At 67.9% G+C, this 26,019-nt stretch carries 27 protein-coding genes; 21 read left to right on the forward strand and 6 right to left on the reverse strand.

Translation table 11 applies throughout. The features are described 5' to 3' along the window. Positions 1–425 precede the first annotated feature (425 nt). Complete coding sequence (locus C5F75_RS18435; RefSeq protein WP_104012550.1) at positions 426–1,370, reverse strand: GlxA family transcriptional regulator; 945 nt, start codon at positions 1,368–1,370, stop codon at positions 426–428. A 114-nt stretch (positions 1,371–1,484) separates the two neighbouring features. Continuing rightward, positions 1,485–2,447, reverse strand: a complete 963-nt coding sequence (locus C5F75_RS18440) for a helix-turn-helix domain-containing protein (protein ID WP_060968446.1) — start codon at positions 2,445–2,447, stop codon at positions 1,485–1,487. Between the two features lie 241 nt (positions 2,448–2,688). Here C5F75_RS18440 and C5F75_RS18445 point away from each other — a divergent pair, with 241 nt between their 5' ends. From C5F75_RS18445 to C5F75_RS18475, 7 genes are read left to right on the forward strand one after another with little or no spacing between them, the layout of a single operon-like run. Then, a complete protein-coding gene (locus C5F75_RS18445; protein WP_104012551.1) occupies positions 2,689–3,846 on the forward strand; it encodes an amine dehydrogenase large subunit in 1,158 nt (385 codons plus the stop codon). A gap of 7 nt (positions 3,847–3,853) precedes the next feature. Beyond that, on the forward strand, positions 3,854–4,408 hold the full coding sequence (locus C5F75_RS18450) for a MauE/DoxX family redox-associated membrane protein (RefSeq protein ID WP_104012552.1): 555 nt from the start codon (positions 3,854–3,856) through the stop codon (positions 4,406–4,408). Continuing rightward, entirely contained in the window at positions 4,405–5,040 is a 636-nt protein-coding gene (gene mauD / locus C5F75_RS18455; RefSeq protein WP_104012553.1) for a methylamine dehydrogenase accessory protein MauD, read from the forward strand. The genes C5F75_RS18450 and mauD overlap by 4 nt, the downstream gene beginning before the upstream one ends. A gap of 39 nt (positions 5,041–5,079) precedes the next feature. After that, positions 5,080–5,625, forward strand: coding sequence for a methylamine dehydrogenase light chain (locus C5F75_RS18460; protein ID WP_059643247.1), 546 nt, complete (start codon positions 5,080–5,082; stop codon positions 5,623–5,625). Continuing rightward, positions 5,622–6,122 (forward strand): c-type cytochrome, encoded by a 501-nt coding sequence (locus C5F75_RS18465; RefSeq protein WP_104012554.1) that lies wholly within the window; start codon positions 5,622–5,624, stop codon positions 6,120–6,122. Before C5F75_RS18460 ends, C5F75_RS18465 begins: the two co-directional genes overlap by 4 nt. Positions 6,123–6,139: 17 nt before the next feature. Then, positions 6,140–6,649 (forward strand): c-type cytochrome, encoded by a 510-nt coding sequence (locus C5F75_RS18470; protein WP_258048568.1) that lies wholly within the window; start codon positions 6,140–6,142, stop codon positions 6,647–6,649. Positions 6,650–6,682: 33 nt separating this feature from the next. Continuing rightward, positions 6,683–8,188, forward strand: coding sequence for an aldehyde dehydrogenase family protein (locus tag C5F75_RS18475; RefSeq protein ID WP_104012556.1), 1,506 nt, complete (start codon positions 6,683–6,685; stop codon positions 8,186–8,188). 146 nt (positions 8,189–8,334) lie between these two features. On the opposite strand, the gene C5F75_RS36805 is transcribed toward C5F75_RS18475, so the two are convergent. Continuing rightward, a complete protein-coding gene (locus C5F75_RS36805) occupies positions 8,335–8,502 on the reverse strand; it encodes a hypothetical protein (RefSeq protein WP_155634553.1) in 168 nt (55 codons plus the stop codon). Positions 8,503–8,947: 445 nt separating this feature from the next. Between C5F75_RS36805 and C5F75_RS18480 the strand changes: the two genes are divergently transcribed. The 6 genes from C5F75_RS18480 (at position 8,948) to C5F75_RS18505 (ending at position 14,676) form a co-directional block, all read left to right on the forward strand. Beyond that, a complete protein-coding gene (locus C5F75_RS18480; protein WP_060968452.1) occupies positions 8,948–9,901 on the forward strand; it encodes a choline ABC transporter substrate-binding protein in 954 nt (317 codons plus the stop codon). 61 nt (positions 9,902–9,962) lie between these two features. Then, the gene (locus C5F75_RS18485) at positions 9,963–10,892 is read left to right on the forward strand and encodes a BKACE family enzyme (RefSeq protein ID WP_059584402.1); all 930 of its coding nucleotides are present in this window, start codon (positions 9,963–9,965) and stop codon (positions 10,890–10,892) included. A gap of 89 nt (positions 10,893–10,981) precedes the next feature. After that, positions 10,982–11,947 (forward strand): L-carnitine dehydrogenase, encoded by a 966-nt coding sequence (locus C5F75_RS18490; protein WP_059643173.1) that lies wholly within the window; start codon positions 10,982–10,984, stop codon positions 11,945–11,947. A 10-nt stretch (positions 11,948–11,957) separates the two neighbouring features. After that, positions 11,958–12,446 (forward strand): thioesterase family protein, encoded by a 489-nt coding sequence (locus C5F75_RS18495; protein WP_104012557.1) that lies wholly within the window; start codon positions 11,958–11,960, stop codon positions 12,444–12,446. A gap of 56 nt (positions 12,447–12,502) precedes the next feature. Further along, complete coding sequence (locus C5F75_RS18500; RefSeq protein WP_104012558.1) at positions 12,503–13,459, forward strand: alpha/beta hydrolase; 957 nt, start codon at positions 12,503–12,505, stop codon at positions 13,457–13,459. A gap of 23 nt (positions 13,460–13,482) precedes the next feature. Beyond that, positions 13,483–14,676 (forward strand): TauD/TfdA family dioxygenase, encoded by a 1,194-nt coding sequence (locus tag C5F75_RS18505; RefSeq protein ID WP_104012559.1) that lies wholly within the window; start codon positions 13,483–13,485, stop codon positions 14,674–14,676. 193 nt (positions 14,677–14,869) lie between these two features. Here the strand turns inward: C5F75_RS18505 and C5F75_RS18510 are convergent, their stop codons facing one another. From C5F75_RS18510 to C5F75_RS18520, 3 genes are all read right to left on the reverse strand, one after another. Then, positions 14,870–15,169 (reverse strand): DUF4148 domain-containing protein, encoded by a 300-nt coding sequence (locus C5F75_RS18510; protein ID WP_050012329.1) that lies wholly within the window; start codon positions 15,167–15,169, stop codon positions 14,870–14,872. A gap of 214 nt (positions 15,170–15,383) precedes the next feature. Continuing rightward, entirely contained in the window at positions 15,384–16,370 is a 987-nt protein-coding gene (locus C5F75_RS18515; protein WP_104012566.1) for an oxidoreductase, read from the reverse strand. A gap of 166 nt (positions 16,371–16,536) precedes the next feature. After that, positions 16,537–16,827, reverse strand: coding sequence for a DUF3331 domain-containing protein (locus C5F75_RS18520; RefSeq protein ID WP_006484717.1), 291 nt, complete (start codon positions 16,825–16,827; stop codon positions 16,537–16,539). Between the two features lie 664 nt (positions 16,828–17,491). Here C5F75_RS18520 and C5F75_RS18525 point away from each other — a divergent pair. The 8 genes from C5F75_RS18525 to C5F75_RS18560 all read left to right on the forward strand — a co-directional run bounded on the left by C5F75_RS18525 (position 17,492) and on the right by C5F75_RS18560 (position 25,971). After that, the gene (locus tag C5F75_RS18525; RefSeq protein WP_089465806.1) at positions 17,492–18,256 is read left to right on the forward strand and encodes an SDR family oxidoreductase; all 765 of its coding nucleotides are present in this window, start codon (positions 17,492–17,494) and stop codon (positions 18,254–18,256) included. A gap of 93 nt (positions 18,257–18,349) precedes the next feature. Beyond that, positions 18,350–19,192: an ureidoglycolate lyase gene (locus tag C5F75_RS18530; protein WP_060968457.1), complete on the forward strand. Its 843-nt coding sequence runs from the start codon at positions 18,350–18,352 to the stop codon at positions 19,190–19,192. 23 nt (positions 19,193–19,215) lie between these two features. Beyond that, on the forward strand, positions 19,216–20,493 hold the full coding sequence (locus tag C5F75_RS18535; protein WP_089465730.1) for an L-fuconate dehydratase: 1,278 nt from the start codon (positions 19,216–19,218) through the stop codon (positions 20,491–20,493). A gap of 89 nt (positions 20,494–20,582) precedes the next feature. Further along, on the forward strand, positions 20,583–21,359 hold the full coding sequence (locus tag C5F75_RS18540; RefSeq protein ID WP_104012560.1) for an SDR family oxidoreductase: 777 nt from the start codon (positions 20,583–20,585) through the stop codon (positions 21,357–21,359). 12 nt (positions 21,360–21,371) lie between these two features. Next, a complete protein-coding gene (locus tag C5F75_RS18545; protein WP_059584414.1) occupies positions 21,372–22,910 on the forward strand; it encodes a sugar ABC transporter ATP-binding protein in 1,539 nt (512 codons plus the stop codon). Positions 22,911–22,936: 26 nt separating this feature from the next. Then, entirely contained in the window at positions 22,937–23,974 is a 1,038-nt protein-coding gene (locus C5F75_RS18550; protein ID WP_006480700.1) for an ABC transporter permease, read from the forward strand. 94 nt (positions 23,975–24,068) lie between these two features. After that, positions 24,069–25,010, forward strand: coding sequence for an ABC transporter substrate-binding protein (locus C5F75_RS18555; protein WP_059502372.1), 942 nt, complete (start codon positions 24,069–24,071; stop codon positions 25,008–25,010). A gap of 70 nt (positions 25,011–25,080) precedes the next feature. Beyond that, positions 25,081–25,971 (forward strand): L-fucono-1,5-lactonase, encoded by an 891-nt coding sequence (locus C5F75_RS18560; RefSeq protein WP_104012567.1) that lies wholly within the window; start codon positions 25,081–25,083, stop codon positions 25,969–25,971. The last annotated feature ends 48 nt before the right edge of the window (positions 25,972–26,019 follow it).

The following is a 26,019-nucleotide window of genomic DNA, read 5'->3' on the forward strand; positions in this document are numbered from 1 at the left end:
CGACACGGCCCGCGCGCCGGTTCGATGGAACCGGTGCGGCGAAGCGGTGCTGGGAGTCTCGACTGACTAAGGAAACCTAACTGTCAGGTCGAAAATAAGCGGGCAGGCGAAGCGGAGGAGAAGCGAACGGCAGGCAGGTGCGGCGACGGCGAATCGAGCATCGTCATGTCATACCCCTCGGATCGATATCGGATATCGGTTGGCAGCCTGCACGACCCGACGCGCGTGGAGATGACGCAAGCGTGTCGTTAGGCTCCCTATCTAACTTTGTTTGGTATGTTACAGAATATTTTCAACGACATTCCAGATTATTTTCGACGACCGCTTCGGTTGGCCGTTCAATCGCCGGCATTGTTGAGCGAACGGCGGGAAACGCTGTCGGAACCCGCAATACCGCGCCGGATTGTAGTCAAAAGCCGCGACGATCAGCGCGTTGCCCGCCGGTCGCTGCGCGGGCTCATCCCGAATCGCGCGCGATAGGTGCGCGAGAAATGCGACGGCGATTCGAAGCCGCACGCGACGCAGACCGACGTGATGCTCATGTCGGTCTGTTGCAGCAGCTCGCGCGCGCGATCGAGGCGCAGGTTCAAGTAGAAGCGCGTCGGCGTGTCGTTCAGCGTCGCGCTGAACAGCCGTTCGAGCTGACGCCGCGTGATCGACACCTCCCGCGCGAGCGCGTCGGAGCCGAGCGGGTTCTCCATGTGTCGCTGCATCGTGCCGATCACCTGGATCAGCTTGCGGTTGTGCACGCCGTAGCGCGCGGCGATCTCGAGCCGCTGGCTGTCCGAGCGCTGCCGGATGCGGCTGACGACGAACTGCTCGGATATCGCCGCCGCGAGGTCGGCGCCGTGCCGGCGGCCGATCAGGTCGAGCATCATGTCGATCGACGCGGTGCCGCCCGCGCAAGTGATGCGCCGGTCGTCGATCTCGAACAGCTCCTGCGTCGCGTTCAGGCCCGGGTAGCGCTCGCGGAACGCGGCGAGCGCTTCCCAGTGCAGCGTGAGCGATTGCGACGCGTCGAACAGCCCGGCTTCCGCGAGCACGAAGCTGCCCGTATCGATGCCGCCGAGCGTGGCGCCATGCCGGTGCTGGCGGCGCAGCCAGTCGCCGAGCGTACGCGTGTAGCACACGAGCGGATCGAAGCCCGCGACGACGAACACCGTATCGACCCGCGGGACGTCCGCGCACGCGGCTTCGGCGGCGACCGGAATGCCGTTGCTCGCGGCGACCGGCGCGCCGTCCGCGCTGATCACGTGCCAGCGATAGAGCTCGGTGCGAAAGCGGTTCGCGACGCGCAGCGGCTCGACCGCGGACATGAAGCCGAGCGCGGAGAAGCCGGGCAGCAGCAGGAAGTGGAAATCCTCAGGCATCGGAGCGTGGGTGGAAGCGGGGTGGTCGTCGCGCACCGCGCGACGCGGCGAGCGGGCCGCGCCCGGCGCGCTCGCCGGACGTTCAAGCCCGATTATCGCGGGTTTTGCCGGCGCTCAGCGCGTTTTCGCACGATGTGCCGTCCGGCGCACGGTCGTCGACGGCAATTCGCCGAACTGGGCCTTGTACGCGTTCGCGAAATGCCCGAGATGCATGAAGCCCCAGCGCGCGGCCGCCTCGCTGATCGGCAGGTCGGATTGCCGCGTGTCGAGCAGCAGGCGCCGGACCTGCGCGAGGCGCAGCGAGCGCGTGTAGTTGAGCGGGCTCGTCTGGACGACCGACTGAAAGCTGTTCTGCATCGTGCGCCGGCTCACGCGCAATTGCGTGCAGAGGCTCAGGATGTCGACCGGCGCTTCCGGGTGCTCGATCACGTAGTCGTGCACGCGGCGCACGATGTCGGCGTGGCAGGCGTGCGTGAGCCGGTTCGACGGCTCGGGCATCCGGTACGTGAGGAGATCGACGAGCACGTTGCCGACGTCGGCGCGCATCGCGCACTGCGCGCGGGCCGAATCGAACGTGTCGGGCGCCGACAGCACACGTTCGAGCAGCGTCGCGAGCTGCACGCTCGCGCGTTCGCGTGCGGCGACCGGCACCTCGACGACGCCGCGCCGCAGCGCGCGTGCATCCAGCCGGACGTCGGCGGCATCTTCGATCTGCTGCATCAATTCGGGTTCGATGACCACGCCGATCAGCGACATGTCGTCGGGTGAATGAAGTTCGAACGGTATGCCGCCGCGCGCCATCACGATCGTGCCGCGTTCGAGGCGCGCGTCGCCGAACGCGAAGGTGCCCGAGCCGGTCAGAGGCATGCCGAACACCGTATGGCCGTGCGGCAAACATCCGCGCTGGATGATGCGCACGTTCGCCGCTTCCTGGAAGAGCTGGACGCCATCGAGCACCGCGTATTTGACCGCGCTGCGATACGCGCCGGAGCCGATCTGGTCGTAACGCTGATTCCAGCCGCGCAGCGCCTCCGCATGCCGGTCTGCGTCGTCGAACCTCTGATGAAACGCGAGCACGGCACCTCCGGCGATCGTTCGGACCGCGCAAGATTAAACCGACCGGGCGGTCGACGCAATACGGGCCAGCGCTATTCCGTGCGCGTGCTTCAGAGGGGCGCAACGCATGCCGCCGCGAGGCTTTCACGCACATTTCCGATATCCCGAATCGGCACGTACGCGTTGCCGGTCCGGGTGCTGGACGCATTTATTGTCGAACTACAGTCGCCTCACACAACGTGAATTCCCCACTGGAGGCGGCATGAGGACAAGGCGACGAACCGCGGCGCTCGCGGCGACGCTGGCGTTGGCGGCGGCATGGGCCGGCAGCGCGAACGCGACGGAAAAACCCGAAGAGCTGGTCGTGCGGAAGATGCCGCCGTGGCATCCGCACGAGGTCTATGTCGTCGACATCTCGATGCCGTCGATGACCGACGGGCGCATCCACGTGTACGACGCCGATGCGAAGAAGCTGCTCGGCCAGATCGACGGCGGCTTCGCCCCCGGCTTCGCGATCTCGCCGGACCGCAAGACGAGCTTCGTCGCGACGACTTACTTCTCGCGCGGCTCGCACGGCACGCGCACCGACGTCGTCGAGATGATCGACAACACGACGCTCGATCACGCGGGCGAGATCGTGATTCCGGCAAAGCACGCGCAACACGTGCCGTCGCCGTACAACACCGCGTTCAGCGCGGACGGCAAGCGGCTGTACGTCGCGAACATCACGCCGGCCGCGTCCGTGACGGTGATCGATGCCGTCTCGAAGCAGGTGCTGTCGGAGATCGACATGGCCGCGTGCGTGCTCGCCTATCCGTCGGGTAACGACCGCTTCACCGCGCTGTGCGAAAGCGGCAAGGCGCTGACCGTCACGCTCGACGCGGACGGCAAGGAGGCGAAGCGCACGATGTCGGACGCGTTTATCGACGTCGACAGGGATCCGGCGTTCGTGAACGCGTCGCGGTACGACGGCGGCTATCTGTTCACCACCTACGGCGGCAACGTGCGCAGCGCCGATTTCAGCGGCGACAAGCCGGCGTTCGGCAAGCCGTGGCCGCTGCTGACGGACGCCGAGCGCGCCGAGGGCTGGCGCCCGGGCGGCCTGCAGCAGACGGCCGTGCACGCGAAGCAGCACCGTTACTACGTGCTGATGCACAAGGGCGCCGACGGTTCGCACAAGGATCCCGGCACGCAGGTGTGGGTATACGACCTGAAGACGAAACAGCGCGTCGCGCGCTGGGATCTCGCGCAGATGAAGGTCGAGCCGATCGTGTCGATTCAGGTCAGCGAAGACGACAAGCCGCTCTTCTACGGGCTGACGGCGACCTCCGACCTCGTCGTGATGGACGCGCGCACCGGCGCGCTGCGGCACGTCGAGAAGCAGGTCGGCAATACGTCGTCGCTGCTCGTCAACCCGTGAGGCCGCGATGACACTCGATCCCGTACTCGCCACCAGCGCGCAGGCCGGCGCGGTCGCCGTCGTGCTGCTCGGCGCCTTCGCGAAGATGCGCTGGCCCGCCGCGTTCCGCCAGGCGCTTGCCGGCTACCGGCTGCTGCCCGATGCGCTGACCAGGCCCGTCGCATTCGCGATTCCGCTCGCGGAAGTGGTCGCCGCCGTGGCGCTGCTGTTTCCCGACACACGCGCGGCCGGCGCGAGCGGCCTGATCGCGCTGCTCGCGGCGTTTGCCGCCGGGCTCGCGATCAATCTGCTGCGCGGCCGCACCGACATCGACTGCGGCTGTTCCGGCTTCACGGCCGCGCGTGCGGACGCACCGCGCGGCATCGGCTGGCTGCATGTCGGCCGCGTGCTGCTGCTCGTCGCGCTGGCGGCGACCGCCTTCGTCGAGCCGGGCGTGCGCGCCATCGTGTGGCTCGACTACCTGACGCTGTTCTTCTCCGTGCTGCTGATCGTCTGCGCGCTGCTCACCGTCGACGTGCTGCTCGCCAACGTCCCGCGCCTTTCTCATCTGAGGAATTCATGATGCAAACCGCTCTCACCGTTTCCACCGCCCTGTTGTGGGTGGCCGTCCTCGCGCTCGGCGCGATCTGCCTCGCGCTGGTGCGCCAGATCGGCATCCTGTACGAACGCATCATGCCGGCCGGCGCGCTGATGATCGACAAGGGGCCGGCGGTCGGCGCGATCGCGCCGACGTTCGAACTGACCGACATCCGCGGGTCGCACGTGAAGGTCGGCGGCATCGATGCGGCGGGCAAGGCCACGCTGCTGTTCTTCCTGTCGCCGACGTGCCCGGTCTGCAAGAAGCTGCTGCCGCTGCTGCCGTCGCTGCAGGCCAGCAAGGCGACGCCGGTGAACATCGTGCTCGCAAGCGACGGCGATGCCGACGAACACACGCGCTTCGCGCGAAAGCACGACCTCGGGCGCTTCCCGTACGTGCTGTCGCGGGAGCTCGGCCTCGCTTATCAGATCGGCAAGCTGCCGTATGCGGTCCTGCTCGACGAAACGGGCACCGTGCGCGCGAAGGGGCTCGTCAACACGCGCGAGCATCTCGAGAGCCTGTTCGAGGCGAAGGAGCGCGGCGTCGCGTCGTTGCAGCAGTTCGTGCACGGCGATCGCGGCCACGATGCCCACGACGCGCACGCGCGGCACGCATGACCGGCCGAACCTTTTTCAACGTCATTGGAGAACGACGACATGGGCGTGTTTGATTCATGGTTCGAGCGGTCGGCGCGCGGCGTCGCGCAGCACAGCTCGCGGCGCGGCGCGATGGCGAAGCTCGGCAAGGTGCTGGTGGGGTCGGCGCTTTTGCCGCTGCTGCCCGTCGACCGTACCGCGTATGCGGCCGAGGCGGTGTCGGGGGCGTCAGGCGCATCCGGTGCCGCCGCGGCGGGCGCGAGCGACGACCCGACGAGCTGCGACTACTGGAAATACTGCGCGATCGACGGCTGGCTCTGCAGCTGCTGCGGCGGCACGTCGAGCAGTTGTCCGCCGGGCACGACGCCTTCCCCGATCACGTGGATCGGCACCTGCCGCAATCCGCACGACGGTTCGGACTACATCGTGTCGTACAACGACTGCTGCGGCAAGACCTCGTGCGGCAAATGCTTCTGCAACCGCAACGAGCGCGAGAAGCCGCTGTACAAGCTGTCGCTGAACAACGACATCAACTGGTGCATGGCGAACGGTAATTCGAATTACCACTGTTCGGTTTCGGTTCTGCTGGGAGCGGCAAAACAATGAAAATGACGCAGGCAGGAAAGATCGTCGTGGCGTGCATGACGGCCGCGGCGGCCTTCGCGTGGCCCGCCGCGGCGGGCGCACAGGCAACCGTCCATTACCCGGCCGGGAAAAGCCTGTTCGACGCACAGTGCGTGGTGTGTCACCAGGCGGGCGGGAAAGGGCAGGACGGCCTCGCGCCGCCGCTGACCGAGTATCCGGGCAAATACGCGGCGGCGGAAGCGGGGCGAGCGCAACTGATCGCGACGCTGCTGCACGGGATGTTTGGCGAGATCGACGTGCATGGCAAGCGCTACAACTTCAAGATGCCGTCGTTCGCGAGCGCGAGCGACGACGACATCGCGCACGTGCTCAACTACGTCGTGTTCGACCTCAACGCGCAGCACGGCGACGCGAAGCCGTTCACGGCCGCCGATATCCGCGCGGCGCGCGCGAAGCCGATGGACGGCGCGGCCGTGCATGCGCAGCGCGCGGCGGTGATCAAGGGGCTCGGCCTGTGAACGGCGTTCGCGCGTCCATGCAGGGCACGCGGTGCGCGCCGTCGTCGCGGTCCTGCGGCGTGGTGCATCGCCTGCCGTCCCGGCTGCTGCTGGCGGGCGCGGCGGCTTGCGCGTTCGCCACGCCCGCACGGGCCGACGGCGCGGCCGATGCCGCGCTCGCGCGGCAGCACTGGGTGCTGAACTGCATGGGTTGCCACACGGCGACGGGCGGCGGCATTCCCGGCAAGGTGCCGCCGCTCGCGAATTCGCTCGGCTATTTCACGCACCTGCCGGCCGGGCGCGAGTACGTGATGCGCGTGCCCGGCGCGTCGAACTCGGCGCTGTCGGATCGGGAGCTGGCCGACGTGCTCAACTGGGTGCTGACGACGATGAACCGCGAAGCGCTGCCGCGCGACTTCAAGCCGTATACGGCCGCCGAAGTCGCCGCGCACCGCCGTCCCGCATTGTCCGACGTCGCGACCGTGCGCGCCGGCCTCGTCCGCGCGTTGCAGGCGCGCGGGATCGACGGCGTCACGGATCGCTATTGACCGACTCATTCAACGAATCAAGGAAACGTGAACATGAAGACGAACGAAACCTTGGCGCTGCTCGACGCAACGCGCGCGTTTCTCGCGAAGCCGAAGAAGATGCTGATCGGTGCCGAATGGTGCGATGCCGCGTCGGGTCGCGAACTCGATGTGGTGAACCCGGCCGACGGCACCGTGATCGCACGGGTGCCCGAAGCCGACGAGCGCGACGTGCAGCAGGCGGTCGATGCCGCGCGCCGCGCCTTCGATGCGGGCCCGTGGCGCAGCGCGAAGACCACCGACCGCGAGCGCCTGATGCTCGTGCTCGCCGACCTGATCGAAACCCACGCGCGCGAGCTTGCCGAGATCGAATCGCTCGACAACGGCAAGCCGGTGATGGTCGCGCAGGGGCTCGACGTCGCGATGGCCGCGCAGTGCTTCCGCTACATGGCCGGCTGGGCGACGAAGATCGAAGGCAGCGTGATCGATGCCGGCATGCCGTACCTGCCGGACAGCGAGATCTTCGCCTATACGCGCAAGGAGCCCGTCGGCGTGGTCGGCGCGATCATTCCGTGGAATTTCCCGCTGCTGATGGCCGCATGGAAAATCGCGCCGGCGCTGGCGACCGGCTGCACCGTCGTGCTGAAGCCCGCCGAGGATACGCCGCTGAGCGCATTGCGGCTGGGCGAGCTGATCCAGGCGGCCGGAGTCCCGGACGGCGTCGTCAATATCGTCACCGGCTACGGTCACACGGCCGGCGCGGCGCTGTCGCGCGATCCGCGCATCGACAAGATCGCGTTCACCGGATCGACGCAGACGGGCAAGACGATCGGCCACGCGGCGCTCGACAACATGACGCGGATGTCGCTGGAACTCGGCGGCAAGTCGCCGGTGATCGTGCTGCCCGACGTCGATCTCGACAAGGCCGCGCGGGGCGTCGCGAACGCGATCTTCTTCAATCAGGGGCAGGTGTGCACGGCCGGGTCGCGCGCGTACATCCACTCGAAGGTGTTCGACGGCGTGATCGAGCGCGTCGCGAAGATCGCCGCGAGCCTGAAGATCGGCCCGGGGATGGACCCGGCCACGCAGGTCGGCCCGCTCGTGTCGGCGAAGCAGCGCGAGCGCGTATGCGGTTACATCGACTCGGGGTTCGGCGACGGTGCGCGCGCGGCGGCGGGCGGCCGCGCGATCGACGGCCCCGGCTTCTTCGTCGAACCGACGGTGCTGGTCGATACGACGCATGCGATGCGCGTGGTGCGCGAGGAGATTTTCGGGCCGGTGCTCGTCGCGATGCCGTTCGACGACGCCGACACGGCCGTACGGCTCGCGAACGACACCCCGTATGGCCTCGGCGCGAGCATCTGGTCGAACGATCTTGCGGCGATCCACAAGCTGATTCCGCGTATTGCGGCCGGCACCGTGTGGGTCAACTGCCACTCGCTGCTCGACAACGCGTTGCCGTTCGGCGGGATGAAGCAGTCGGGCTTCGGCCGCGAACTCGGCCGCGCGGTGATCGATCAGTACACGGAAAGCAAGTCGGTGATGATGAACTACGCGTGAGCGTCGCGGCGAATGCGTGCGTTTCCGGCGCATCGGAAACGCAAGCGCGGCCGTCACGCGCGGATCAGCCCCCCCGACGATGACGCACGCCGCGCCGGCGACGCGGATCGTGCTCGCCGAATGCCGCGCGATGCCAGGTATGCCGATCAGACGTTGTATCCCGCGTCGCGCATCAACTGGCGTGCCGCATCGCCGCGCGGGGCCTCCTCATCGAATCGCGCGCGAAGCTTCGCATCCGCGCCGTGCATCACGCCGCGGTACATGGGCGCGATGAGGGCGACAAGGGCGACGACGAAGAAAGCGGCAAGCATCATGGTGTTCCTTGGCGGAAAGATCGAAGACTGACGTCGCGACGGGCGGCCGTGTCCGTCTGCATTCGTTCCGGCGACGCGCGACGTCCGGGCCCGGTGCGGCACGGCAACGGGGCGAGCCGCGCGCGAACGCCCGGCGACTGCCAGCATAGGGCCGGCCCACGGCATCCGGCAACGCGTCGGAAATCCGTCAGCAACACCGTGACGGAATCGAAAGGTGTGCGCCGCATCCGGGCAATCCGGCGGATCTCCATAAAAACCCCAAACCCCCGTCCGTCAAGCCTCGGACGAAACCTAGTGGTTTCCACTCATAGTCGCAAACAGGCAAGAACAGGTCGCCGCCGGTCTTCTCGCGGCGAATATGGCTCGTTACTTTTACTCCCACGATGCAGGCCGGCGCACACTTCGCGCACCGGCTGCCGCGAGACCAACCGGGAGGAATCGAACCATGAAGTCGACGAAGATCGCCGCGCTTGCCGCGGCCGTGCTGGCGACGGGCGCGTTCACGCAGGCCGCGCTGGCCGAGACGGAGGCCGCGACCTGCCGCACCGTGCGTTTCGCGGATATCGGCTGGACCGACATCACGTCGACCACCGCGCTCGCGTCGACCGTGTTCGAGGCGCTCGGCTACAAGCCGACCACGACGATCGCATCGGTGCCGATCTCGTTCGCCGGCCTCAAGAGCAAGCAGCTCGACGTGTCGCTCGGCTATTGGTGGCCCGTGCAGCAGAAGCAGTTGCAACCGTTCCTCGACAGCAAATCGATCAACGTCGTCGAGCCGCCGAACCTGTCCGGCGCGAAGGCGACGCTCGCGGTGCCGAGCTACGTGTACCAGGCCGGCCTGAAGACCTTCGACGACATCGCGAAACACCGCGCGGAACTCGACGGCAAGATCTACGGGATCGAGCCGGGCAGCAGCGCGAACGCGACGATCCAGAAGATGATCGACACGAATCAGTACGGGCTCGGCGGCTTCAAGCTCGTCGAATCGAGCGAGGCCGGGATGCTCGTGACGGTCGAGCGCGCGATTCGCGAGAAGAAGTGGGTCGTGTTCCTCGGCTGGGAGCCGCACCCGATGAACATCCAGCTCAGCATGAATTACCTGTCGGGCGGCGACGCGGCGTTCGGGCCGAACTACGGCGAGGCGCGCGTGTACACGCTCACCGCGCCCGACTTCATCGCGCGCTGCCCGAACGCGGGCAAGCTCGTGACGAACCTGCGCTTCTCGACGCAGCTCGAGAACCAGCTGATGCAGTCGGTGATGAACAAGACCAAGCCGGCCGAGGCCGCGAAGGCGTACCTGAAGAAGAACCCGCAGGTGCTCGATCCGTGGCTCGCGGGCGTCAAGACGTTCGACGGCAAGGACGGCCTGCCAGCCGTGAAGGCGTATCTCGGCCTGTGATGGCCGGCGCCCGCGCGCTACCCGCAATGCGACACAACCCGAATCAAGCGAGGCATCCAGCATGAATCACGAAGTCATCATCACCTGCGCCGTCACCGGCGCGGGCGATACGGTCGGCAAGCATCCGGCCATTCCCGTCACGCCGAAGGAGATCGCGGCCGCCGCGATCGAAGCCGCGAAGGCCGGCGCGACGGTCGCCCACTGCCACGTGCGCGATCCGCTAACGGGGCGCGGCAGCCGCGACCCGAACCTGTATCGCGAGGTGGTCGACCGCATCCGCTCGGCCGACGTCGACGTGATCATCAACCTGACAGCTGGCATGGGCGGCGATCTCGAGATCGGCCCCGGCGAGGACCCGATGCGCTTCGGCAAGGGCACCGATCTCGTCGGCGGCCTCACGCGTCTCGCGCACGTCGAGGAACTGTTGCCCGAGATCTGCACGCTCGACTGCGGCACGCTGAATTTCGGCGACGGCGATTACATCTACGTGTCGACGCCCGCGCAGTTGCGCGCCGGCGCGAAGCGCATCCAGGAGCTCGGCGTGAAGCCTGAGCTGGAAATCTTCGATACGGGCCATCTGTGGTTCGCGAAGCAGTTGCTGAAGGAAGGGCTGCTCGACGATCCGCCGCTGTTCCAGTTGTGCCTCGGCATTCCGTGGGGCGCGCCGGCCGACACCGGCACGATGAAGGCGATGGTCGACAACCTGCCGCCGGGCGCGCACTGGGCCGGCTTCGGAATCGGCCGCATGCAGATGCCGATGGTCGCGCAGGCGATGCTGCTCGGCGGTCACGTACGCGTGGGACTCGAAGACAACATCTGGCTCGACCGCGGCGTGCATGCGACCAACGGCACGCTCGTCGAGCGCGCGCGCGAAATCATCGAACGGCTCGGCGGCCGCGTGCTGACGCCGGCCGAAGGCCGCCGCAAGCTCGGCTTGCCGGCGCGCGGCGAGCGTCCGCTCGAACGCCGCGCGATCGCCGAATTCGCGTGAGCGTTTTCACCCACTGACCGGCATGACACGGCGGCGTGCGTCCACGCGCGGCCGCCATCGATTTCCCCTGATTCGAAGGATGCGTTGACATGGCTGTGAAGACCGACATCAAGACGTTCGCCGCGATCGGCACCGGCGTCATCGGCAGCGGATGGATTTGCCGTGCGCTCGCGCACGGTCTCGACGTGGTCGTGTGGGACCCGGCGCCCGGCGCCGAAGCACGGCTGCGCGCGAACGTCGCGAACGCGTGGCCCGCGCTGGAGCGCGTCGGCCTCGCGCCGGGCGCCGATCCGGCGCGGCTGCGGTTCGTGTCGACGATCGAAGCGTGCGTCGCCGATGCGGATTTCATCCAGGAAAGCGCGCCCGAGCGCGAGGCGCTGAAGCTCGAACTGCACGAGCAGATCAGCCGCGCGGCGAAGCCGGACGCGATCATCGCGTCGTCGACGTCGGGGCTGCTGCCGACCGACTTCTATGCGCGTGCGACGCATCCGGAGCGCTGCGTGGTCGGCCACCCGTTCAATCCGGTCTACCTGCTGCCGCTCGTCGAGGTGCTCGGCGGCGCGCGCACGTCGCCGGAAGCGGTCGAAGCCGCGATGGAGATCTACCGCAAGCTCGGCATGCGGCCGCTGCACGTGCGCAAGGAAGTGCCGGGCTTCATCGCGGATCGTTTGCTCGAAGCGTTGTGGCGCGAGGCGCTGCATCTCGTCAACGAAGGCGTCGCGACGACCGGCGAGATCGACGACGCAATCCGTTTCGGCGCGGGTATCCGCTGGTCGTTCATGGGCACGTTCCTGACCTATACGCTCGCCGGCGGCGACGCGGGCATGCGACACTTCATGCAGCAGTTCGGCCCCGCGCTCGAACTGCCATGGACGAAGCTGGTCGCGCCGAAGCTCACCGACGCGCTGATCGACAGCGTCGTCGAAGGCACGACCGAACAGCAGGGCGCGCGCAGCATCAAGGAACTCGAACGCTATCGCGACGAGTGCATCACCGAGGTGCTGAAGGCGATCGCCGCGGTGAAGGCGCGGCACGGGATGCGATTCGAGGAATAAAGGACTGGCGATGACGGGCGATACCCCGCTGACGATTTACCGCGACGTGGTGCGGCCCGAATGGGTCGACTACAACGGCCACCTGCGCGATGCGTTCTACCTGCTGATCTTCAGCTTCGCGACCGATGCGTTGCTGGATCGCATCGGCCTCGACGACGCCGCGCGTCGCGCGCGGGGCCGCTCGGTCTACACGCTCGAAGCGCACGTGAACTACCTGCACGAGATCAAGGAAGGCACGCCGGTGCGTGTCGATGCGCGCGTGCTCGCGCACGACGCGAAGCGGCTGCACCTGTATCTCGAACTGTTCGCGCAAGGGCATGACGACGCGGTATCGGCGAGCGAGCAGATGCTGCTGCACGTCGATACGCGCGACGGCGCGAAATCGGCGCCGTTCGACGACGACGTGGCCGCGCGCGTGGCGGAACTGCATGCGTTGCAGCGCGATCGCGCGGCGCCTGCTTACGCCGGCCGCGTGATCGCGCTGCCGCCGCGCCGCTAGCGGCGCGCTTCACCGTTCGATCTTCGACCTTCCACTTCCACCGCGGAGCGCACACGATGCTCGAACCGGAAATCGCGGCGTTCGTCGCGGCCGTCGACGCGTGGTATCCGGCCGATGCGGCGGCGCGCCCGCCCGGCGAGCAGCGCCGCCTCTACGACCGCTTCGCGGCCGAATGGACGCCGGCCGCGCTGCCCGCCGGCATCGTGCAGCAGAACGCCGAGTGGCACGCGCCGGACGGCCGCACGATCGCGCTGCGGCGCTATACGTCCGTGCACGGCGCGCCGCGCGGCACGGTGTTGTTTTTTCATGGCGGCGGTTTCGTCGTCGGCTCGCTCGACAGCCATGCGTTGATCACCGCGCAACTGGCGGCCGATACCGGCCTCGACGTGATCGCGGTCGACTATCGGCTGGCGCCCGAACACCGTGCGCCGGCCGCGCTTGAAGATTGCCTGGCCGTCACGCGTGCCGCACGCGATGCGTGCTGGCCGTTCGGGCGCTGCGCGCATCCGCTGACGCTCGCGGGCGACAGCGCGGGCGGGATGCTCGCGGCGGCGGTCGCGACCGCGCTGCGCGATGCGGGCGAAAGCGGCGTGGACGGCATCGCGCTCGTCTATCCGATGCTCGGCTTCGAACCGCAATCGCCCGCGCGCGAAGCCGAAGCGCACGCGCCGATGCTGACGCTCGACGACGTGCACCGCTATCGTGAGCTGTACTGGAGCGGCAGCCTTCGCGACGTGCTGCGCGACGGCGATCCGCTGCTGCGTGCGTCGGTGCCGCTCGAAGCCACTCGCTTCGACGGGCTGCCGCCGGTGCTGGCGATCGGCGCGGAGCATGATCCGCTGCGCGACGATGCGCGCGTGTACGTCGAGCGGATTCGCGCGGCCGGCGGCGTCGCGCACTACTGGATGGGAGAGGGGCTGGTGCACGGCTGCTGGCGCGCGCTCGGGACGAGCCCGCAGGCCGCACGGATGCACCGGACGGTCGGCGGGTTCTTGCTCGCACCATACGCGTAGCGGGCGTTTTCCGGGAGGCAACGATGCAGGCAGCAGCGCAACACCGTATCGAGGACTGGCGGACGTTTTCGGCCGACGCGGCCATCGCGGCGGCGACGATCGGCGATGGCGCGGTGCACGTCGAGTGGAGCGACGCGCGACGATCGCCATTTCATTTCGACTGGCTGCGCGACAACTGCGCGTGTTCGGCGTGCGTGCATGCGATCACGCGCGAACAGGTGTTCGAGATCGCCGATGCGCGCGACGATCTGTCCGCGCTCACCGTGCACGTCGAAACCGACGGCGCGCTGCATGTGGAATGGAACGACGGGCACCGCAGCGCGTGGTCGCCGGGATGGTTGCGTGCGCATGCGTACGACGACGCGTCGCGCGCGGAGCGCCTAGCCGCGCACGGGCGGCACGTATGGACCGGCGACGATGCAACGGCGATCGGTGTGTTCGCGTGGCGCGACGTGATGGAGGACGACCGCGCGTTGTTCGCATGGCTCGGCGCATTGCAGCGCACGGGGCTCACGCTCGTCGAGGGCGTGCCGGCCGAGCGCGGCCGCGTGGACGAGATCGCGCGCCGCGTCGGCCTGATCCGCGAAAGCAATTTCGGCGTGCTGTTCGACGTCGAATCGAAGCCGCGCCCGGACAGCAATGCGTATACGTCGCTGAATCTGCCGCCGCACACCGACCTGCCCACGCGCGAATTGCAGCCGGGCGTGCAGTTCCTGCATTGCCTTGCGAACGATGCGACGGGCGGCGACAGCATCTTCCTCGACGGCTTCGCGCTCGCGGATGCGCTGCGGCGCGAACATCCGGACGATTTCGAGCGGCTCGCGTCGACGCCGTTCGAGTTCTGGAACAAGAGCGCGAACAGCGACTACCGCTGTTCGGCGCCGGTGATCGGGCGCGATGCGCGCGGCAACGTGACGGAAGTGCGTGTCGCGAACTTCCTGCGCGGGCCGCTCGATGCGCCGGCCGGCTCGGTGGCGGCCGTCTATCGTGCGTACCGGCGGTTCCTCGCGCTGGCGCGCGAACCGCGCTTTCGCGTGCAGCGCCGGCTGCGGGCGGGCGACATGTGGGCGTTCGACAACCGGCGCGTGCTGCATGCGCGCACGGCGTTCGAGCCGTCGACGGGCCGCCGGCACTTGCAGGGCTGCTACGTCGATCGCGACGAGTTGCTGTCGCGGTGGCGGGTGCTGTCGCGGTCGGTGCCGGCCGCGGTGCGCTGACCCGCGCACACGGCGCATTCACGCACGCCTTTTCGGGGAAAAAGCACCCGGACGCGAGGCGTCCGGGCGAAGCCACCCGCTGCCGGGCGGCGGAGGTATGCGTTTCACAAAGAACACGAGCCCCGCGAACGGGGCTCGTCAGGACTGCGTGACTTCATCGCGCGACGCGCGGCGCCCGCCGGGGCGCCTCGGCTTACTGGCCGAAGAAGATCGAGTCGCGTGCGTTCGACGAAGCGGCAGCCGGTGCGCCCGAGTGGACGAGCGGCGCCGGTTGCGCGCCGTAGCCGCTGGTGTCGGCGCCATGCACGCGCGCTTCGGCGCTCTGGATGTCGTTCGGGTAGTACGGGCTCGACACGCCCGGCTTGTAGCCGGCTTGTTCGAGCTGGACGAGTTCGTTGCGCACTTGAGCGCGCGTCACGGTGCTTTGGGCAAACGCGCCGAACGAAGCGGACAGGGCGGCAGCGGCAACGACTGCGGAAACGAGCGATTTCATGGTGACCTCCGGTGTTTTATTGAGTTCGCTCCCGACACCATGTCTTGAGCGATTGATCAAATCTTAGTCACCGGCGTGTTCAGGGTAAACGCTGATTTTGACGATAAATTGTTTCCTGGCTGGTAACAGTGCGGCGTCGAATCAGTCTTTCAACGGGCTTTCTTTTCGGTGGGCGTAATAAGTATGAAGAATGTTGCGGCGGGCGGTGCGCGGTTCAGCGTGCCTCGGCCGCCGTGTCGAACGGCCGGCGCTGCGAGCGTCCGGCGGGCGCGTCGGCGCTGAGAAAGCGCACACCCGTCGCGGCTTCCGATGCTTCCCACAGCAACGCCGCGGAGGCCGCATTGCGCGCCGCGCGCGGCACGCTCGCCGGCGCCGGCAGCCCGCGCGATTCGAACCAGCCGGACGGACCGATGTACGCGCCGCCGGCCAGAACGGGCGACGTCGCCGCATGAATCGCCGGCAGCGCGCCCTGGTCGGCCGGCTGGGCGAGATAACGGTTCGCGGCACGCATCAGCGCGGCGCGAGCGGGCGAGCGGTCCATTGACGGGCCGGCGAACTGCAGATTGGTTGCCGCGTAGCCGGGGTGCGCGGCCACGCTGATGCCGGCGAACGCCGCGCGTTCGAAGCGGCGCTGCAACTCGATCGCGAACACGAGGTTCGCGAGCTTGCTGTCGCAGTAAGCGAGATAACGGTTGTAGCGCTGCGCGGCGCGCAGGTCGTCCACGCGAATCCGGCCGCCGCGGTTGAAGCCGCTCGACATCGTGACGACGCGCGGCCGGCGCGCGGCGCCCAGCGCCGGCAGCAAATGACCGGTCAGCGCGAAATGGCCGAGGTGGTTGGTGCCGAACTGCATCTCGAAGCCGTCGCGCGTGTGCCGCAGCGGCAGGAACATCACGCCGGCGTTGTTGCACAGGATGTCGACGCGGCCGTGGCGTTCGCCGACGTCGGCCGCGAAGCGCGCGATCGACGCGAGATCGGCGAGGTCGAGCGGATCGACTTCGACGCGTGCATGAGGATGAAGCCGGCGGATCGCGTCGGCCGCCTGCGCGCCGCGTGCGGCGTCGCGGCAGCCCATCACGACCGTCGCGCCTTTCGCGGCCAGCGTCTCCGCGAGCTGCCAGCCGAGGCCGCTGTTGGCGCCCGTCACGACCGCGACCTTGCCGCCTTGCGCCGGCACGTGGCGCGCGCTCCATGCATGCATGTCTGCCTCCATCGGCGCGGCCGGCCGGCCGCGACACGTAATCGTTACATCGATTGATGTAACGATAGTGCGGACGGACGTCGCAGACAAGCAGGAGAATTAGACCGGCGCTTCTAGGGCTGGCATATGGCGTGGCATCGCCAGCCCGGCGCACGGCCGGCAGGCGTTACCTGCTGCCGGCCAGCGCGAGCACCTCGGCGGCGGAGATCATGGCGGCGGCGTTCGCGGGGGCCGGGCGCTCGGCCGGGCGGAACACTTCGTCGCCGCGGTGGATGACCTGGCGCGACAGCGCGCAGGTACCGGTGCGCTGCGCGAAGCGGCGGCGCCAGCGTTGTTCGCCGTAGTGACAGCGGCCGGGTTCGACCCAGCGCACGACGAGCAGCGTATCGGAACGTTCCAGAATTTCGACGTGGACGTCGGCGGGATCGAGCGCAGGCAGGGATTTGGAGGCCTTCATTTTGCCGTTTCCTAAAGCTCGTGCGGTTTCGGCCGTGGCAGTGGATGTCACTACCCGATGGCGAATCCGTAGCGGTTTCCATGAGTGGTGCGCTAAATGTAAGCGTCTGTGACCGGAAAAAACATCCTGTCCGGCTCGAATTACCTTTTGCCGATTTAGAAACAATCCGCGCTTATTTTCGTGAAAAACCATGAACAAAAAGCCCCGGACGGAAAGTCCGGGGCGGAAAATCGGGCCGCGCGCCGTGTCTGCTCGCCCAGTCACGGGATACATCGCCGGGGGACGGAGGTGCCCGCAGGGATCCGGCGCGGGCAGGGGGGCGATGTACCGGAAGCGCGGTCCGGCAGCACCATGATGACGTGCGCCACCCGTTGACACCCTGACGCGAACATGACTTTTTTGTCAGTTTACGTTGTCCGCCGCGCCGGGCGTTGCCCGGTGTGCGGCTGGAAGGCCCGCTGGTATTGGGTTTGAGCGGACCGCGGGGTGGTGCTTCAACGCCGCTCGCCCGCCGAATTCCTGCGCCCGACGGATTGAGCAGCCCTGGGTAAATACTGAATCCCAAGTTCGTGACAAACACGCCGTCCCTTCCTATGATTGGTTGGACCTTTAGTCCTTTGTGCCAATCGGCCGACTGGCGGCCGGCTTTTTCGGAGACATGCTCATGAGATTGCAGGGCAAACGCGCGCTGGTGACGGCGGCCGGGCAGGGCATTGGCCGCGCGACCGCGCTGCGGTTCGCGAGCGAGGGCGCCGACGTGCTGGCGACGGACGTCAACGAAGCCGCGCTGGTGCGGCTCGAGGCCGACGCCGAGCGTGCGGGCGGCCGGCTGGTCACGCGGCGGCTCGACGTCACCGACGCGGGCGACATCACCGCGCTCGCCGCGAGCGAACGCGTGTTCGACGTGCTGTTCAACTGCGCGGGCTACGTGCACCACGGCTCGATCCTCGAGTGCGACGAAGACGCGTGGGCGTTCTCGCTGAACCTGAACGTCACGTCGATGTACCGGCTGATCCGCGCGCTGTTGCCCGCGATGCTCGAAGCCGGCGGCGCGTCGATCGTCAACATGGCGTCGGCCGCGTCGAGCGTGAAGGGCGTGCCGAACCGCTTCGTGTACGGCACCACCAAGGCGGCCGTGATCGGGCTGACCAAGGCGGTGGCCGCCGATTTCGTCGAGCGCGGCATCCGCTGCAACGCGATCTGCCCGGGCACGATCGAATCTCCGTCGCTCGAGCAGCGCATCGCCGACCAGGCGCGCACGCGCCACGTGTCCGCCGACGAGGTACGCCAGGCATTCGTTGCGCGCCAGCCGATCGGCCGCATCGGCACCGCGGACGAAGTGGCCGCGCTCGCGCTGTATCTGGCGTCCGACGAAGCGTCGTTCACCACCGGCACGATTCACCTGATCGACGGCGGTTGGTCGAACTGACCGCGTCTGGCCGACCGCGTCTGGCCGACCGCGTCTAGCCGACCGCGTCTAGCCGACCACGCCTTCCCATTCACTTTCCGTTCAGACAACGACATGAAACTGCTGAGATTTGGCGACAAACACCATGAAAAGCCGGGCCTGCTGGATGCGCAGGGCCACATTCGCGACCTGTCCGGCGTGATCGACGATATCGCCGGCGACGCGCTGACCCCCGCGTCGCTCGCGCGGCTGCGCGATCTCGACCCGTCGACGCTGCCGCGCGTCGACGGCACGCCGCGGCTCGGCGCGTGCGTCGGCCGCGTCGGCAAGTTCATCTGCATCGGGCTCAACTACTCGGATCACGCGGCCGAATCGGGGATGGAGGTGCCGAAGGAGCCCGTCGTGTTCGGCAAGTGGACGAGCGCGATCTCGGGCCCGAACGACGACGTCGAGATCCCGCGCGGCTCGGAGAAAACCGACTGGGAAGTCGAGCTCGGCGTGGTGATCGGCCAGGGCGGCCGCTATATCGACGAAGCCGATGCGCTGTCGCACGTCGCCGGCTACTGCGTCGTCAACGACGTGTCGGAGCGCGAATACCAGCTCGAGCGCGGCGGCACGTGGGACAAGGGCAAGGGCAACGACACGTTCGGCCCCATCGGCCCGTGGCTCGTGACGGCCGACGAAGTGCCCGATCCGCACGCGTTGCGATTGTGGCTGGAGGTGGACGGCCACCGCTACCAGAACGGCACGACCGCGACGATGGTGTTCCGCGTGCCGTACCTGATCAGCTACCTGAGCCGCTTCATGAGCCTGCAGCCGGGCGACGTGATCTCGACCGGCACGCCGCCGGGCGTCGGCCTCGGGCAGAAGCCGCCCGTCTACCTGCGCGCCGGACAGGTGATCACGCTCGGCATCGACGGGCTCGGCGAGCAACGCCAGCGCACCGTGCAGGCCTGATTCCCTTCAACGGACGGTTCGTCATGCCTATCATTCGATCGATGCGCGTCCTCGACGTGCGCTTTCCGACCTCGCGCCAGCTCGACGGGTCCGACGCGATGAATCCGGACCCCGATTATTCGGCGGCCTACGTCGTGCTCGAAACCGACCGCGGCGGGCTCGAAGGTCACGGGCTCACGTTCACCATCGGCCGCGGCAACGAAATCTGCTGCGCGGCGATCGATGCGATGCGTCACCTCGTCGTCGGCCTCGACCTCGACTGGATTCGCGAGGACATGGGCCGCTTCTGGCGGCACGTCACGTCGGACAGCCAGTTGCGCTGGATCGGCCCCGACAAGGGCGCGATCCATCTGGCGACGGGCGCCGTCGTCAATGCGGTATGGGATTTGTGGGCGAAGGCCGCCGGCAAGCCGCTGTGGCGGCTCGTCGCCGACATGAGCCCGGAGGAGCTGGTGCGGGCGATCGACTTCCGCTACCTGACCGACTGCCTGCGCCCGGACGAAGCGCTCGACCTGCTGCGCCGGCAGGCGCCCGGCAAGGCCGCGCGGATCGCCGCGCTGGAGCGCGACGGCTACCCGTGCTACACGACGTCGGCCGGCTGGCTCGGCTACAGCGACGACAAGCTGCGCCGGCTGTGCCGCGAGGCGGTGGACGAGGGTTTCGACTACGTGAAGCTGAAAGTCGGCGCGAACCTCGAGGACGACATTCGCCGCGTGACGATCGCGCGCGAGGTGATCGGCCCCGAGCGCAAGCTGATGATCGACGCGAACCAGGTGTGGGAAGTGGACGCGGCGATCGACTGGGTGCGCGAGCTCGCGTTCGCGCGGCCGTGGTTCATCGAGGAGCCGACGAGCCCCGACGACGTCGAAGGGCATCGCAAGATCCGCGAGGCGATCGCGCCGGTGCAGGTCGCGACCGGCGAGATGTGCCAGAACCGCGTGCTGTTCAAGCAGTTCATCGCGCGCGGCGCGATCGACGTCGTGCAGATCGATGCGTGCCGGCTCGGCGGCGTGAACGAGATTCTCGCGGTGATGCTGATGGCCGCGAAATACGGGCTGCCGGTGTGCCCGCATGCGGGCGGCGTCGGGCTGTGCGAATACGTGCAGCATCTGTCGATGATCGATTACGTGTGCATCTCCGGCACGAAGGAAGGGCGCGTGACCGAGTACGTCGATCACCTGCACGAGCATTTCGTCGAGCCGTGCGTGGTGCGCAACGCGGCATACATGCCGCCGACCGCGCCCGGTTTCTCGATCGAGATGAAGCCCGAATCGCTGGAGCAGTACCGGTTCCGCGGCTGACGCGGGCGACGCACGACGGCGCGCGCTGTGCGCGTCGGGCGCACCCCGCGCGCCGTGCACGGCGACAACATGAACGACGGAGACGCGAAGTGGATTTGAATCTGCAAGACAAGGTCGTGATCGTGACCGGCGGCGCGTCGGGCATCGGCGCCGCGATCTCGATGCGGCTGGCAGGCGAAGGCGCGATACCGGTGGTGTTCGCGCGCCACGCACCGGACGACGGCTTCTGGCGCGAACTCACGCGGAAACAGCCGCGCGCCGCGTGCGTCACGGTCGAACTGCAGGACGACGCGCAGTGCCGCGACGGCGTCGCGCAAACCATCGCGCGCTTCGGCCGCATCGACGGGCTCGTCAACAACGCGGGCATCAACGACAGCATCGGGCTCGACGCCGGGCGCGACGCGTTCGTCGCATCGCTCGAACGCAACCTGATCCACTACTACGTGATGGCGCATTACTGCGTGCCGCATCTGAAGGCGGCGCGCGGCGCGATCGTCAACATCTCGTCGAAGACGGCCGTGACCGGGCAGGGCAACACGAGCGGCTATTGCGCGTCGAAGGGCGCGCAGCTCGCGCTGACGCGCGAATGGGCGGTCGCGTTGCGCGACGACGGCGTGCGCGTGAACGCGGTGATCCCGGCCGAAGTGATGACGCCGCTCTACCAGAACTGGATCGCCGGCTTCGACGACCCGCAAGCGAAGGTCGCGGAGATTGCCGGCAAGGTGCCGCTCGGCCGGCGTTTCACGACGGCCGACGAAATTGCCGACACGGCGGTGTTCCTGCTGTCGGAGCGCGCATCGCACACGACGGGCCAGTGGCTGTTCGTCGATGGCGGCTATACGCATCTCGATCGTGCGATCAGCTGAGGGCCGCGCGCGATGCAACCCGACCTGAACCCGAACACCGCCCCGCCGCTGATCGCGCTGACCGGCATCGGCAAGCGCTTTCCGGGCGTGCAGGCGCTCGACGATTGCCGTTTCGATTTGCGTGCCGGCGAAGTGCATGCGCTGATGGGCGAGAACGGCGCCGGCAAGTCGACGCTGATGAAGATTCTCGCGGGCGTGTACCAGAAGGACGAAGGCGAGATCCGGATGGACGGCCGCCCGGTGGAGATCGCCGATCCGCGCACCGCCCAGGCGCTCGGCATCGGCATCATCCATCAGGAGCTGAACCTGATGAATCACCTGAGCGTCGCGCAGAACATCTTCATCGGCCGCGAGCCGCGCGGCCGCTTCGGCGTGTTCGTCGACGAAGAGAAACTCAACCGCGACGCGGCCGCGATCTTCCGGCGGATGCGGCTCGATCTCGACCCGCGCACGCCGGTCGGCCGGCTGACGGTCGCGAAGCAGCAGATGGTCGAGATCGCGAAGGCGCTGTCGTTCGACTCGCGCGCGCTGATCATGGACGAGCCGACCGCCGCGCTGAACAACGCGGAGATCGCCGAACTGTTCCGCATCATCCGCGACCTGCGCGCGAACGGGGTCGGCATCGTGTACATCTCGCACAAGATGGACGAGCTGCGCCAGATCGCCGATCGCGTGACCGTGATGCGCGACGGCAAGTATGTCGCGACCGTGCCGATGGCGGGCACGTCGATGGAATCGATCATCTCGATGATGGTCGGCCGCCAGCTCGATACGGAAAGCCGCACGCCGCCCGATACGTCCGCGAACGAGATTGCGCTCGAGGTGCGCGGGCTGTCGCGCGGCCGCGCGATCCGCGACGTCGGCTTCACGCTGCGGCGCGGCGAGATCCTCGGCTTCGCCGGGCTGATGGGCGCGGGCCGCACCGAGGTCGCGCGCGCGGTGTTCGGCGCGGATCCGGTGGACGCGGGCGAGATCCGCGTGCACGGCCGGGCCGTGACGATCCGCACGCCCGCCGATGCGGTGAAATATGGCATCGGCTACCTGTCCGAGGATCGCAAGCACTTCGGGCTCGCGGTCGGGATGGACGTGCAGAACAACATCGCGCTGTCGAGCATGCGCCGCTTCGTGCGCCGCGGCCTGTTCCTCGATGCGCGCGCGATGCGCGACGCCGCGCAGTCGTACGTACGGCGGCTCGCAATCCGCACGCCGTCGGTCGCGCAGCCCGCGCGACTGCTGTCGGGCGGCAACCAGCAGAAGATCGTGATCGCGAAGTGGCTGCTGCGCGACTGCGACATCCTGTTCTTCGACGAGCCGACGCGCGGCATCGACGTCGGCGCGAAAAGCGAGATCTACAAGCTGCTCGACGCGCTGGCCGCCGACGGCAAGGCGATCGTGATGATCTCGTCGGAGTTGCCCGAGGTGCTGCGCATGAGCCACCGGATTCTCGTGATGTGCGAAGGCCGCGTGACCGGCGAATTGCGCGCGGCCGACGCCACGCAGGAAAAGATCATGCAGCTCGCGACGCAGCGCGAGTCGACCGTGTTGTCCTGAATCAGACGCTCAGACGCCTAACGATCATGTCCAACGATACGCATCCCGTTCCGCCCCTGGCCACCGGCGACACGCCGGCCGCCGCATCGAGCCTGAAGTCGCGCTTCTTCAACCCGGCCGCGCGGCAGAAGCTGCTCGCGTTCGCGAGCCTCGTGCTGCTGATCGTGTTCTTCAGCTTCGCGTCGTCGAACTTCCTCGAAGTCGACAACCTCGTGTCGATCCTGCAGGCCACCGCCGTGAACGGCGTGCTGGCCGTCGCGTGTACGTACGTGATCATCACGTCCGGCATCGACCTGTCGGTCGGCACGCTGATGACGTTCTGCGCGGTGATGGCCGGCGTCGTGTTGACGAAGTGGGGGATGCCGCTGCCGCTCGGGATCCTGGCCGCGCTGTGCTTCGGCGCGCTGTCGGGGTGCGTGTCGGGCTTCGTGATCGCGAAGATGAAGGTGCCGCCGTTCATCGCGACGCTCGGCATGATGATGCTGCTCAAGGGGCTGTCGCTCGTGATCTCGGGCACGCGGCCGATCTACTTCAACGATACGCCGGGCTTCACGTCGATCGCGCAGGATTCGCTGATCGGCAACCTGATCCCCGCGCTGCCGATCCCGAACGCGGTGCTGATCCTGTTCCTCGTCGCGATCGGCGCATCGATCGTGCTGAATCGGACGATCTTCGGCCGCTACACGTTCGCGCTCGGCAGCAACGAGGAAGCGCTGCGGTTGTCCGGCGTGAACGTCGACGCGTGGAAGATCGCCGTGTACACGTTCAGCGGCGCGGTGTGCGGGATCGCCGGCCTGCTGATCGCGTCGCGGCTCAATTCCGCGCAGCCGGCGCTCGGGCAGGGCTACGAGCTCGATGCGATCGCGGCCGTCGTGATCGGCGGCACGTCGCTGTCGGGCGGTGCGGGCAGCATCGTCGGCACCATCATCGGCGCGTTCATCATGAGCGTGCTGACCAACGGGTTGCGCATCATGTCGGTCGCGCAGGAATGGCAGACGGTCGTGACGGGCGTGATCATCATCCTCGCCGTCTATGTGGACATTCTGCGCCGGCGCCGCCGCTGATGCACGCGCGCAGGAAGAAACGAACACGGGCACCCAGGCGCTGCACCGCCGGCCGGGCCGGCATTTCAGTCGATACCAACCAAGGAGACGCGAAGTGATCAGGAGCAAGGTGTTGAACGCGATCGTCGGGCTGACGTTCGCCGTCGGCGTCACGGCCGGCGCGCAGGCGCAGGAGACGTACATCCCGCTGATCTCGAAAGGCTTCCAGCATCAGTTCTGGCAGGCCGTGAAATCGGGCGCGACGCAGGCCGCGAAGGACTACAAGGTGAAGGTGACGTTCGAAGGGCCGGAAACCGAGGCGATGGTCGACAAGCAGATCGACATGCTGTCGGCCGCGATTGCGAAGAAGCCGGCCGCGCTCGGCTTCGCGGCGCTCGACAGCAAGGCCGCGCTGCCGTTGCTGAAGAAGGCGCAGGCCGAGAAGATCCCGGTGATCGCGTTCGATTCGGGCGTGGACAGCGACATTCCGGTGACGACGGCCGCGACCAACAACAAGGCGGCCGCCGCGCTCGCCGCCGACAAGCTCGCCGCGCTGATCGGCGACGAAGGGCAGGTGGCCGTGGTCGCGCACGACCAGACGAGCCGCACCGGCATCGACCGCCGCGACGGCTTCCTCGAACGGATGAAATCCGCGCACCCGAAGGTGCAGGTCGTGACCGTGCAGTACGGCGAAGGCGATCAGCTGAAATCGACCGAAGTAACGAAGTCGATCCTGCAGGCGTATCCGAAGCTCAAGGGGCTGTTCGGCACCAACGAGGGCTCGGCGATCGGCGTGGTCAACGGCGTGCGCGAGATGAAGCGCAAGGTCGTGATCGTCGGCTACGACTCCGGCAAGCAGCAGAAGGATGCAATCCGCAGCGGGCTGATGGCCGGCGCGATCACGCAGAACCCGATCGGGATCGGCTACAAGACGGTCGAGGCGGCCGTGAAGGCGATCAAGGGCGAGAAGCTGCCGAAGGTCATCGATACCGGCTTCTACTGGTACGACAAGACCAATATCGACGATCCGAAGATCGCGGCGGTGTTGTACGACTGACCGTGGCGTGCCGGCGGCGATCGCGACGATGCGCGCCGCCGCCGCCGAGTCGATTGAACACGAGGGGATCATGGGCGCAGTGCGTATCGATTCGCATCAGCACTTCTGGCGTTATCGCGCGGCCGACTATCCGTGGATCGGCCCCGGCATGGGCGTGCTCGCGCGCGACTACCTGCCCGATATGCTCTGGCCGCAACTGCATGCGCAGGCGCTCGGCGCGTCGATCGCGGTGCAGGCGCGCGCCGGGCGCGACGAGACGGCGTTCCTGCTCGACCTCGCGCGCGACGACGCGCGCATCGCGGCGGTGGTCGGCTGGGAGGATCTCGGTGCGCCCGCGCTGGCCGACCGCGTCGCCGAGTGGCGCAGCCCGAAGCTGCGCGGCTTTCGTCATCAGGTGCAGGACGAAGCCGACGTCGGCGCGTTCGTCGCCGATCCCGGCTTCAACCGCGGTGTGGCGTGGCTGCAGGCGAACGGCTACGTGTACGACGTGCTCGTGTTCGAACGCCAGTTGCCGGCGGTCCGTGCGTTCTGCGCGCGGCACGATGTGCACTGGCTCGTGCTCGATCATTGCGGCAAGCCGGCGCTCGCCGAGTTCGGGCGCGACGACACGGCGTTCGCACGCTGGCGCGCGTCGCTGCGCGAGCTCGGCGCGCTGCCGCACGTCGCATGCAAGCTGTCGGGGCTCGTGACCGAGGCCGACTGGCGGCGCGGCCTGCGCGCGCAGGACATCCGGCATATCGAGCAGTGCCTCGACGCGGCGCTCGACGCATTCGGCCCGCAGCGGCTGATGTTCGGATCGGACTGGCCCGTGTGCCTGCTCGCGGCGTCGTATGACGAGGTGGCGTCGCTCGTCGAGCGCTGGGCCGAATCGCGGCTGTCGGCGGCCGAGCGCGGCGCGTTGTGGGGCGGCACGGCCGCGCGTTGCTACGCGGTGCCGGGCGATGTGAAGCGCGGCATATAGAATAGGCGCGAGCGGTCTGTGCGATGCGTCGGGCCGTCCGCAACGAAA

It is taken from the genome of Burkholderia anthinoferrum (assembly GCF_002925705.1).
GTDB classification, from domain to species: domain Bacteria; phylum Pseudomonadota; class Gammaproteobacteria; order Burkholderiales; family Burkholderiaceae; genus Burkholderia; species Burkholderia semiarida.